Source organism: Vibrio mediterranei (assembly GCF_013364395.1).
GTDB lineage: Bacteria > Pseudomonadota > Gammaproteobacteria > Enterobacterales > Vibrionaceae > Vibrio > Vibrio mediterranei.
On sequence record NZ_JABXGK010000008.1, the window covers coordinates 223,577 to 235,740 of the forward strand.

The window sequence follows — 12,164 nt, forward strand, 5'->3', positions numbered from 1 at the left end:
CAAAAGACCGCTTTTACGCGGTCTTTTTTTGATAGAGCTTTACGATACACTTTCTAATTTCATATCAGTAATACACGTATTATCCATAATACTTGTTCCTATCACTTTGGTTGCTTTCTTGCCTTTATAGTTCACTATAATCTCAAGGTGTTCTCGGTCCCTAGGTAACCATAAGTCAATGAATCCGTTAGGATTGGTTTTAGCCATTTTGAATAAGAGCTGCCGATGACTATCCTTATCATAAACGGTGACGCCCATTTTCTCGTTTTGCAACTCACCTGTACAACCCGTCGGTAAGTGCATATCACAAGGGTGCATTTTGTTTAGATAAGGTGCAATTGAGACTAGGAACTCCTTCTCAAGTGGCACTGCCCCAAGGCTGCCATCTTTGAACTGTCCAACAATCTTTGTTGGTTTCACTTGAATAGAAGCTTCACCAGTACGAAACATAGCATTCGCCTCGTCTAGCGCTTCATGAGGTGTCAGTTTGGAAAACTCTGAACCTTGACTCGCAAACACACCAAAACTCGCTAGCATTGAAGCAACTAAGATTAATCTACGCATCGTATTCACCCAAAGAAGTAAGCAAGAGCGAATACAACCACACCAATGATTGCGATATATTTAAGTGCAGTGCCCATACTTGCTCCGCCGCCTGCTGGCGCTTTATTACAACATCCCATGATGTTCCCCTTCTGTCGTTAGCCTACGAACCAAACTAACCTTTACCCTAAGGGGAGGGTCAACAGAGAATATTGATAAAAAATCACATAAAACAACCCAGTATCTGATAAACGATATTCCATTTATGATCATTTCGAATGGATTGGCTGTAGAACTGGGCAAATGAGACACACAACAGTCCCTCTAGAATTTTCATTATCACGCTGATGTTTTGAATACTGCGTTGTACAAAAATATCAATTTGGTAACATTTATCAAAACAATAAACTATAAATTGCAACAAATACCACAAATTTTATCTAAAAATAAATTATATGTAGACACATTAATTTGCATGGATAATATAAAACGCGCAAACACACTTTTTTACAAAATAAAGCCGACCAATCTTCGTCGAAAACTCTTATCTAAACGAATAGGAGTCGTCAAACGACATTAGGTCCGGCACCACTTATACAGGGATAAAAAATGCAAAGTTCTAGCTTGTTAGCTCGCTATGCCAATGGCAACCTGGTTCTCCAGATCCTAGCGGGTATCGTTTTTGGTGTTATCCTCGCACTCGCTTCTCCTTCAACTGCTCAAAGCTTCGGAATGCTTGGTAGCCTGTTTGTCGGAGCATTGAAAGCTGTTGCCCCAATTTTAGTCTTCATTCTTGTTGCAGCTTCTATTGCTAATCAAAAGAAAAACCAAACCACTCACATGCGCCCAATCGTGGTGTTATATCTAATTGGTACTTTCTCCGCATCATTGACAGCGGTATTACTAAGTTTCCTTTTCCCAACGGAGCTCACCCTCGTTGCTGGTGCAGAAGGTGCAACACCACCTCAAGGTATTGCAGAAGTCCTTCACACGTTGTTGTTTAAGCTTGTAGATAACCCGGTCAGTGCGTTAATGAACGCGAACTATATTGGTATTCTAGCTTGGGCAATTGGTCTAGGTTTAGCACTACACCACGCATCTGATACGACAAAAGCAGTGTTCGAAGACCTGAGTCATGGTGTTTCACAGATCGTGCGCTTTATTATCCGCCTAGCGCCATTTGGTATCTTTGGTCTTGTAGCTAATACATTTGCAACAACGGGCTTTTCGGCACTTGCTGGTTACGCGCAACTACTATTCGTTCTACTTACTGCAATGGCGATCATTGCCCTTGTTGTGAACCCAATCATCGTTTATGTAAAAACCAAAGAGAATCCATATCCACTTGTATTCCAATGCCTTCGTGAAAGTGGTGTAACGGCTTTCTTCACTCGTTCAAGTGCGGCAAACATTCCAGTCAACATGACGCTCTGTGAAAAATTAGACCTAGATGAAGATACCTATTCAGTCTCTATTCCACTAGGTGCAACCATTAACATGGCTGGTGCTGCGATTACAATTACTGTGCTAACACTAGCAGCGGTTCATACTATGGGCATTGAAATTGATATCCTGACAGCATTGCTACTGAGTATTGTTGCTGCAGTATCAGCATGCGGCGCATCAGGCGTGGCAGGTGGTTCTCTACTGCTCATCCCTCTAGCATGTGGTCTATTCGGTATTTCGAACGATGTGGCGATGCAAGTGGTTGCTGTTGGCTTTATTATCGGCGTGATTCAGGATTCAGCAGAAACAGCATTGAACAGCTCAACAGACGTAGTGTTCACTGCGGCGGTTTGTAAAGCAGAGCAGAACAAATTGAGCTAACATTGTACTCAAACAAAAACAAAGGGCTGCGCATCGCGCAGCCCTTTTTCGTTTTATAACGACCCGTCTCTACGGGTCTACCTTAATGATGCTCAAGTGGTCTAGCTGATTCAGTAACTCTGACTGATGATTTCCTTGATCAGTCATTACATTACTATCGGCAATACCCAAGTCATTCCATCCAATACCCTCAAGAGTGATATCCGTTTGCTCACCATTGTTGGTGACACTGATAACTGTTGTCGCTGGATCAGTGTTGTCGTTCGGATCATCATTAACCGTAATGGTAATGTTTCCTAGCAAATCACCTAAATTGTCGTGATCTGGCAACAAGTCAGAGATATCCAACTTATCATCACCAATATGGAAATCCGTCACGGTTTGCTCTGCAGGGTTGGTTGTGGTGCCAGCACCTTCCTCAGTAAACAAGAATAAATCAAAGCCATCTCCACCGGTAAGAATATCGTTACCGCCACCGCCGTAGATAATGTCACTCTCATCCGTACCAATTAACGTTTCAGATGCTCCTGTACCAATGCGAATTTGGTCGGGTAGCGTGAGCTGCTCAGATTGATGTAGAGCCAGTAGCACCTCAGTTGGCGTCATACTGTCCACTTCCTGTTGAGACACACCTAGAAGCGATGTCAGTGTCACACCTTCCAATACAATAGACTGTAACACTGCCCCACTATCACTGATCTCAATAACCGTATCACCAGACTGCTCTGACACACTCAACTGGTCTGTTAATTGCTGGTCAGCTTTAAAGTCGACTGCAGTTAGGTCAACCACATCATGTTTCACGTTTGGATCAGTGGCTGCAAAGTCACGTACATCAAAGTCTTTAATCGTATCCGTTCCAGCGAGACTCGCTGTTTCCCAACGGAAAGTATCTTGCGAATCAGTGTCCACACTAGTACCACCGCCAATAGGAATAGAGTTACCAAATAGCCACTCATCATCCGAGGTTGCGGTAAGAATGTCGTCAAACGAACTATCGCCAATCTGACCTTTGTTCCCCGTCACTGTGATGGTAATTGGCTGTACGCTATCACCACCAGGAGCGCCATCTGTAGCTTCAATATAGAACGTCTCTGTAGCAGTTTGGTCTCCAGTGAGTGCATTACTGCTGCCAGTAAGTAATACGTACGCCCACACGCCAGTCGCCACGTTGAATGTAAGCGTCCCATACTGGCCTGTCGCAGTAAATGTATCACCACTCAATGTCCCGTTACGCAACGAGCGAGTCACCGAGGCACTATCTACATCAGTGATGTTCACTGTTCCGGACACAGAATCAGTCACACCTTCTTGAACACCTTTGGCAAAATCACCAGTGATGCTTGGCGCATCGTTGGTGCCTTGGATGGTTACTTTGACTGTCGATACGGTGCCATCCACAGATTTCACGTTAAAGGTATCATCGACCGATTGGCCCACATTTAAACTATTGAATGACTCGTCTGCAATATACGTCCAGTTTCCATCAGCATCGATAGAGAACGTACCATGATTACCTGCGACATTGGTCTGTTCCTGGAACTTATTGTCAGGATTATCGATATCTAAAGAGGTTAACGTACCACTTGTACTCAGCACCGCGTCTGTTTCCTGCAAGGTCACATCTGCACTGCTCACTGTAGCGGCATCATTAGTACCCGTGATGACTATCTTCACCTCAGAGGTAGTGCCATCAATAGAAGTCACCGTAAAGCTCTCTTCTGCTTTCTGACCTTCTGCTAGGTTATCGAAATTACTCTTAGCGGTGAATGTCCACACGCCCGCTGCCGTCAGGGTAAACGTACCTAAGTTACCCACTGTCCCATTTTGAGCAACAAATACGTTATTTGCATTATCAGGGTCATCTGCCGTCAGCGTCCCGTTAGCCGTTAGTATGCTGTTACTTTCTGTAAGGTTCTCAGTAGCAGCACTAATGTCTGCAGCATCGTTGGTACCGTTGATTTTCACCGTAACAGTCGATGGCGTGCCATCAACAGAGGTGACATCGAACGTTTCTGAGACGCTTTGACCGACGTTTAAATGGTCAAATGACTCTTTAGCAACAAATGTCCAAACACCATTGGCATCAATACTGAACGTACCGTACGTCCCTACTTTGCTGCTAGGCGTAAAGGTATTATCCGCGTTATCAACATCACTAGACGTTAAGGTATCGGTAATTGTCAATGGAGCATCCGTTTCATCTCGCTCCACAGAGCCAACACTTACCGTAGCGGCATCATTGGTACCCTCGATCTTCACCGTCACACTCGTTGGCGTTCCATCGATAGTAGTAACAGCAAAGGTTTCTTCAACACTTTGACCAACATTCAAAGAATTGAATGCTTGGTTAGCCACAAACGTCCATTCGCCGTTGGCATCGATACTAAACGTACCGTATGTGCCTTGCTTATTGTTTTGAACCGTAAACGTATCGTCAGGGTTATCGACGTCCGTTGAGTTGAGATTGCCTGACATCTGCAGCGGTGCATCGGTCTCGGCATGAGTTTGAGACTCAGGAGCAACTATCGCAGCGTCGTTACGGCCTTCGACCGTGACTTCAATTGTCTGCTTGATTGCATCGCCTTGAGCCACACCACCAACCAAGCTCTCAATAAATAGGTCAAAGTTTTCAGTGACTGGACCATCGTTAAGACTGTTGGCTTTATCTTGGTCTAGTACGTACTCCCACTTGACACTTTCCGGTGTATCTCCTGCAATTAGCTTAAGCGTACCGTACGTACCTTGGATTTCCGTCACCATACCGGAGTTACTCAAGCTATAGCTGTGAGTATCGTTATGGTCAACATCAGCGATCGTCACCACACCATTAGCCGTGCCAGATTCTGCGCCTGCTGGATCTTCATGTACGGTACCAGTGGCAACGGTATTTGCAGCAACAATGGTTGGAGCATCGTTGGTACCTGTCACTTGGAAATTGACAGTAATAGTATCTGAGGCACCGTGTTCATCCGTGACTTTCACTTGATAGCTCAATGGACTAGACAGCGTTTCACCTTCTGATAAATATTCAAAATCACCAGTCAGATTAAAGGTCCAAGCTCCGGTCACCGGATCGACCGTCAATTCGCCTCTTGGATCACCAGAGACTACTTGCCAGTGATGGCTATCCGCCACATTAACAGTATCAACATCACCAGAGTCAAAGTTGCCAGTAAGCTGCGTCGTGGTGTTTTCCGTCGCCATTTGTTCGCCAATATCCACGATTTGCGGTGCATCGTTGGTACCGACAATAGTGATATTAATGACATGTTCGTTGGACTCTTCTGTTGCCGTTACGCCAGAACTGTCTGTCGCGACAACACTCACTTGAATAGTTTTAGTCTGCCCTTTGGCTAGCGCATTAATCTCTGGATTGTTCTCGTCAACCACGAACTTCCAGTTACCGTTGTTATCAACAGTGAACGTACCAAGATTTGAGTCTTGTTTTACAGAGAAGGTATGAGTGTCACCAACGTCAACATCGGAGACCGTGACTTTACCTGCCGCGGTGCTACCCAAAGCATCACTTACTGAGCCTGAAGCCGAGCCTGATACGGTTGGTTGATCGTTAGAACCGACTACCGTCACTTCTACTTTTTGAGTAACTTCAGCACCGAATTGATCGGTTGCGCGTATTGTGAACTCTTCCGTTACCGTGACGCCTTCACCTAATGATTGAACATGAGGCTTGTCGTTGAATAGAACGTATTTCCAAGTATTTGTAGATGGGTCAACGGTAAAGTGGCCGTAAGTACCATCCAAATTAGTAGGGTCTAGCGTAACAGTATCGTTAGTATCAAGATCATCTAATACAATAGCCTTAGTTACTGATACGGTTGTTCCACCGCTATCGATGACGTCTTCAGTCACAGTTCCATCAACAGTGGTCATCGTAGGTGCTTGGTTTTCACCCTGAATGTTAATGGTTAGAGTTTGTGTTGCTGTTGCACCTTTCGGGTCAGTAACGACGACTGTCCAAGTCTGCTCAATAGTTTCATTCGCACCCAACGCAATAATGTCTGGGTTATTTGGATCGACTTTATAAGACCATGTACCATCAGCATTAAACACCAACGTACCATAGGCATTATTAACGTTGTTAGGTGTAGCAACCCATGTATGATGCCCTTGATCTTGAGTATCAATATCAGTCACAGCGAGTTTTCCGGATATTGTTTGATCAACATCGTCGGCAACTATGGTTTCTTCAACATTAGCCTTGAGCGTTGGCGCATCATTTTGACCATTCACATCAATAACGATCTCGAGTGTTTGTGGCAAACCATTGTCATCAACAATAGTTTTTCCGTATTGATCTACAGCGTAAACCTCAAAAACATCGTGCTTGGTTTCTCCCTCTTGGAGTGATTGCACAGCTCTACTGTCATTATCTAAAGTAAAGACCCAAGAACCATCATCATTAACGACAATACTGCCATACGTTCCATTGCCATCAACTAAAGTCCAGGTAATCTGACTTCCAAGCTCAATGCTCGGATCTAGTACCAAAGGCCCACCTGCGTTATCCGAGCTAATGACAATCTCAGAAGGACCTGTACCTGTTTCATTACTATCGCTATTGTCTTCATTGGCAGTGATAGTCTTGACGATATATTTTTCATCATTCGGGTTAGGGTTTTCGAAGTTTTCAGCTGACCCTATTACCTTCACTTGGACTTCTCGGCGATCCGATTTAGTACTCGCTCCCTCACCAGCTTCAGTATCAGTCACGGTTACGTAGAATGTATCAAACACCTCTTTTTCGGCAGGAAGCTCTTTTGATGGATCCAGTACGTACGTCCATTTACCAGTATCAGGGTCGATGGTTAACGTACCATATTCACCCTGTATATCTTCTACTGCCCATACGTGAGAATCACCTAGATCAGCATCATCTACACCCAGTACACCCGATATAGAATCTGTCACATCTTCGTGCGCTTCTCCGAGCAATACTGTGTCATCTTGAGGTTTTGTAATGTCCGTGTTGTAAGTAATTTCTGGTTTATCCGCAGAACCATTAATCGTGACATTGACGTCTATGTAGAACGGACCAACAACAATTCGCCATGACTCAGTTGCTGTCTCACCTTCATCAAGGCCTTGAACAAGCACAGAATCGTTGTCCAATTCATATTTCCAACCGCCAGTTGCCGTTCTAACAAGCTGCCCATAAACACCACCGTTTACGGGTATAAAGTTCGCACCTTGTGGGATAGGGAAAATGAAAGAGTCTCTATCAACCAATTGTTGATCTTCCGTGACTTCTAGTTCGGAGACATCAACAGGAATGATACCGCCGCTGCCAGAACCATCACCTGGATCTTGTTGACCTATAACATCAATTACGATTTCTTGACGGTTTGAAACACCGCCGTCGTTATCCGTCGCAACAACATAGAATTTTTCTTGTACCGTTTCACCCGCAATCAATGCTTGCGTCGCAGGTAATGAATTATCAAGAACGTAAGTCCATTTACCGTCATTGCCAAGAGTCAAGGTCCCATACGTGCCAACACCCGAAGGAGCGCTGCCCGATGCACCACTACTTTCTATTGACCAACTTACAATAGAACTGTTGTTGTCTACATCAACGGCAGACAATTGACCATCAGTTCGCGTAAGATCGATACCAAACTGTGCTGCCGTGCCATCTTCCACTACGGTACCTGTTGATTCACCAGAAATAACTGGTACATCATTTCGGCCTTCAATCGTAATCGTAATATCTTGGGTAACTGTTGCACCATTTCTATCTGTCACCAAAATGGTAAAGACTTCAGTCTCGGTTTCACCCTCGGCAAGCGATTGTAAAACATCATTTTTTGGTACAAATGACCATTTACCATCTTTATCGATTGTGAGCTCACCACTTAAACCATTATAGACGTTGTGACTTTGTCCTGAAGTAATAACCACTTCGGCTTTATCGTCATTGTCATAATCAGTAAGAACTAATTGTCCCTCAATTGGTGTAGAGTCATCGCTGGTATCATCTGTTCCATTGTCCTCTACATAAGTAGCGGACACGTCTCCTGTGACAACTGGTGCGTCATTCTGGCCTTCAATTTGAATCGTAACGGTTTCAACAGAAGTAGCGCCTTGACTATCAGTTACTTTCACTTCAAAAACATCGGTAACAATCTGCCCAGGTTTCAATGCTCGGATTTCAGAAAGCTTGCTTTGTTGGTCATAGGTAAACGTCCACTTACCATTCGAGTCCATTGTAAGCGTGCCATATTCACCACGACCGTTGTTCGAATCACTGATTTCCCATTGATGAACATCGTCCGCATCAACATCACCAGAACTTAATTGACCCGATGTTGTATATTGACCCGCTTCTATAGCATCTTCAAAAATAACCTTATTTTGAGCGCCAGTGATGTTCGGTGCGTCATTTTCACCTTCGATAACAATCTTGATTTCTTGAATCGACTCAACACCATACTTATCTCTAACCCGAACCTGAACAGTGTCACCACCAGGTAATATGTCTCCCTTATCAAGCGAGTCCACATCTGGGTGGTTATTGTTCAGCACATAAGTCCATGTGCCTGTGGCTTCATCAATACTGAAAGTACCGTATTGACCACTTTGCAATACACTCCAAGAGACGATTTCACCCTGATCTGGATCACCACCACCGATAACATTGTTATCTAGTTGATCTTGGGTCGGAATACCCGCAATGATCGTTCCACTCAGAGCGGCTCCATCTTCTATAACGGTATATTCAGGTTTAACAACAATTTCTGGTTCACTGTTGGTGCCCGCAACGGATACCGTAACAGTAATCGTGTCTGTTAAACCGCCAGCGTCCGTTACAACAACTTGGAAAGTATCTGTTACCGTCATGCCTGGTGGTATTGAGCGAGTAGCCAGTGAGTCACTGTCGAGCTCATAAGTCCACTTACCATTATCATCAACCGACAGCTGACCGTAGGTGCCCGTCGCTTTTCCATTGACTGGGTTCTCACCCTGAACCTGCCAAGAATGAGTATCAGTAGAATCAATGTCAGATACGGCAAGGTTACCCGTCGCCACTTCACGTCCTGGAGTGTCTTCGATAACACTACCAGTTGTAGTGCCCGCAAGTTCTGGAGCATCATTCGTTCCAGAAATATTGATAGTAATGGTTTGAGTATCAGAACCATTGGATTGACCTGAGCTGTCTTTAACCGTGACGGTGAAGGTTTCCGTTAGCGGTGTATCTCCCGGTCTCAATGCTTGCACAGACGGGTTGCTATTATTGAGGGTGTAAGTCCATTCACCAGTCACTGGATCGATAGAAATGTTACCGAACTGTCCTTTCCCGGTATTCAAAGACCATGAATGTGTGTCATTGGTATCGACATCTCCTGGATCAAGCTGGCCGACAAATTTGATAGGCTGAGAGGGGTCATTGTTAGGGAAATCATCTTCGGTAACACTACCTACAAAGTCTCCATTAATGACTGGCTGATCGTTGGTCCCCGTGATATTTAGAGTGATGGTTTTTTCGTTAACGGCACCAAACTCATCGGTCACTTTGATGGTAAATGTTTCCGTGACTACTTCACCATGAGCCAATGCTTGCACTTTACCACTTTGAGCGCTGGACGCTTCAAGATCGTATCGCCATTTGGTGACACCATTGGCATTCTCAAAAATAGTCAGAGTACCGTACTCACCAACACCACCGTTACTATCAGTAATTTCCCAAGTATGGTCATCGTTAGCATCAGGGTCTCCATCTTTCAAAGCTCCCGAGCGAGATTCAACACCATCTTCGACTAAGTTAGTATTGCCATTGATTTTAATTTTCGGTGCGTCATTGGTACCCGTAATATCAATGGATACGACTTCTGTACTCACTGCTCCGAACTCATCGGTCACTTTAACATTGAACGTAAGTTCTTTAGTTTCACCTTCTCTTAAAGCTTGGGTTTCTTTCGAACCATTCTTCAATACGAACTTCCACTGACCATCAGGTTGAACTACAAGGTTTCCGTATGGTGTTGAACCGTTGTCGACAGAGAAAGTCAACTGTGCATCGGCATCGATATCAGTACCGTGTAATGTACCAGTGGCAATTCGTGTACCAGCTACAGAAGTTCCGTCATCTAAATTTCCGGCCTCGACCACCGAACCACTTAAGTCACTTGCATTGGTGAACGTGGGTTGATCGTTAGTACCTTTTACCGAAATAGTAATGACTTCAGTATTTAGCGCACCCAACTCATCTCTTACCGTAACGGTAAAGTGAATATCCTGAGTTTGTCCCTCTTTGAGCGCCTGAGTTTCGGGAGAGTTATTATCTAATGTAAAGGTCCATTGGCCATCTGGTAAAACAACTAAGTTACCAAAGTCACTACTACCGTCATTGACGTAGTACGTTAGATTACTGCCGGCATCTGCATCAGAGCCAACCAACGTACCTGTCGCTTGAGTGACTCCGGAAACAATCGTACCGTCATCATTATTTCCGGCCTCAATTACAGTGCCGGTCAGATTGCTAGCGCTAGTGATCTGTGGTTGATCATTGGTCCCTGTAATATTGATTTTGACGACTTCGGTATTTACTGCACCAAACTCATCAGTGACCTTAACCGTAAATGAAAGCTCTTTAGTTTCATTTTCTCTCAGGGCTTGTGTATGTACAGAGTTGTTGTCTAATGTAAACTTCCATTGGCCATTTTCCTGAACAACCAATTCACCATAATCATTGCTTCCATTATCCACTGAGAACTTAAGCTGAGCATCCGCATCAACATCTGTCGCAGTCAATGTACCAGCAGCAACGGCGACACCCGCAACAACCGTTCCGTCATCTAAGTGTCCGGCCTCTGTGACAGCCCCATTAAGAACACTAGAACTAGTAAATGTCGGTTGGTCATTCGTGCCCTTAACTGTAATGGTGACGGTTTCAGTGTTAATCGCGCCTAATTCATCCCGTACTTTCACAGTGAAAGTAACATCGTGGCTCTGACCTTCTTTCAAAGACTGCACCTGAGAAGACGTATTATCTAGAGTAAACTTCCAGTCACCATCATCGTCGACAACCAATGTGCCATAGTCACTGCTACCATCGTCAATTGAGAAAGTGAGGCTTGAGCCAGCATCTACGTCAGCACCAATCAGCGTGCCTTCAACCTCTGCAGTACCAGTAACTGGCGTGCCATCATCTTGATGTCCTGCTTCTTTTACATCGCCAGACAGATCACTTGATTGGGTTATCGTTGGTTTATCATTAGTACCTGTGATGGTAATTTTGACGACTTCAGTATCAGTCGCGCCAAATTCATCTGTGACTTTTACGGTAAAAGACAACTCTTTGGTTTCATTTTCTCTTAGCGCCTGAGTTAGCGAGGAGTTATTATCTAGTGCAAATGTCCATTGGCCATTTGGTTGAACCACTAAATTGCCATAACCCGTTGCTCCATTTTCAACAGAGAAGGTTAACTTAGCATCTGCATCAATATCTTCTGCATGCAACTGACCAGACGCAGATGGAGTTCCTGGAACAGCCGTTCCATTGTCCAAATGCCCTGATTCTATAACATTGCCCGATAGCTCACTCGAGTCAACAAAGGTTGGTTTGTCATTGGTACCTTTGATAGAAATGGTCACCACTTCATTATTAATAGCACCGTGCTCATCGCGAACTGTCACTGTAAAGTTGACGTCTTTTGTCTSYMSWTSKYKMMRARCYWSRSKTWRYYSWRAATKMTKRWKSWGMGYRMASRWCCRYMKMSSWTMYSGCWWMWMMASMMKGYKWMMMKMWWSKMKRTYAMCMTKCWMRAYGTMAW

The 12,164-nt window shown here is 44.4% G+C and carries 3 protein-coding genes; 1 reads left to right on the top strand and 2 read right to left on the bottom strand.

Annotated elements, in window-relative coordinates; all coding sequences use genetic code 11:
- Window positions 1-39 precede the first annotated feature (39 nt).
- Window positions 40-564 (bottom strand): CueP family metal-binding protein, encoded by a 525-nt coding sequence (locus HOP38_RS18085; protein ID WP_006070239.1) that lies wholly within the window; start codon window positions 562-564, stop codon window positions 40-42.
- A gap of 588 nt (window positions 565-1,152) precedes the next feature.
- Between HOP38_RS18085 and sstT the strand changes: the two genes are divergently transcribed.
- Entirely contained in the window at window positions 1,153-2,370 is a 1,218-nt protein-coding gene (sstT, locus tag HOP38_RS18090; protein ID WP_006070241.1) for a serine/threonine transporter SstT, read from the top strand.
- Window positions 2,371-2,439: 69 nt separating this feature from the next.
- Here sstT and HOP38_RS18095 read toward each other — a convergent pair whose 3' ends face one another.
- A complete protein-coding gene (locus tag HOP38_RS18095) occupies window positions 2,440-12,027 on the bottom strand; it encodes a VCBS domain-containing protein (protein ID WP_198558624.1) in 9,588 nt (3,195 codons plus the stop codon).
- Window positions 12,028-12,164 lie beyond the last annotated feature (137 nt).